Source organism: Psychrobacillus vulpis, assembly GCF_006861825.1.
GTDB lineage: Bacteria > Bacillota > Bacilli > Bacillales_A > Planococcaceae > Psychrobacillus > Psychrobacillus vulpis.
Genome location: NZ_VDGI01000067.1, coordinates 900 through 1,719 on the forward strand (window position 1 = coordinate 900; position 820 = coordinate 1,719).

Sequence of the window (820 nt, forward strand, 5' to 3'; positions counted from 1 at the left end):
TAGCTATATTTTGTGAATGATGACTAGGAGGAGCCGTGTGCGTAAATAGCGCAAGCACGGTTCTGTGAGGGGGGTGGAACACAATCTACCGAAAGGTAGAGAGGTTCCCTTCTACTCGACTAGTTGAATAAGCACTGGTGAGTAAATAATAACAAGGGTGGAGTTATTTTGAATACAGCTTATAAGTGTAGTGTAGTCATTAATTTTACAAATGGAGATGTTAGAATCGAAGTTTTAGGAGATGGACAAAAATTTAGCTTCATCTCTGGTTTAGGCTTTATCGCTTTGCCTGAATTATTCCTTGCCCTTTCAAATTTATATAAAAGAGAAGCTAATAGGTCAAAAGTGGACTATTACGGAAATTATGACTACTATTATTTCTCGAGCGATGGTACTAGCCTTCAAGTTGAACATATAGCCCCTTATACAGATGAAATATTCTATTATATTTTTAATCTAAAGCAGTATGTTATAGCCGTAGATAAAGGATTTTCTGAATATCTTCAACTGCACCGAAGGGAAGGAAGTTTACCTTTAAATCAAGAGGATAGATTAAACCCTTTAGGGGGAAATGTAATAAAGTATTATAACGAATTTTCATTATTAATAAATGGTCACTGATAAGAGAATAGATAAAAGTTTAGGTTTGGCTAACAAAAAAGGGGCTGATGCATAAGCAGCTGTTTTTATTTGAACTCCCATGAAAATTAAAATCTTCGATTTAGAGAAAAAGACAATACGAAATCAGACGCAGCTCATTTATTTTTTAAAAAAGTGCAGCGCCTAAATGTGGATCAAATTATGGGTTGGATTAGGAGGC

Annotated in this window: 1 protein-coding gene; it reads left to right on the top strand. The window is 35.0% G+C overall.

The genetic code is table 11. The features are described from left to right. Window positions 1-168 precede the first annotated feature (168 nt). Window positions 169-621: a hypothetical protein gene (locus tag FG384_RS19595; protein WP_142644354.1), complete on the top strand. Its 453-nt coding sequence runs from the start codon at window positions 169-171 to the stop codon at window positions 619-621. The last annotated feature ends 199 nt before the right edge of the window (window positions 622-820 follow it).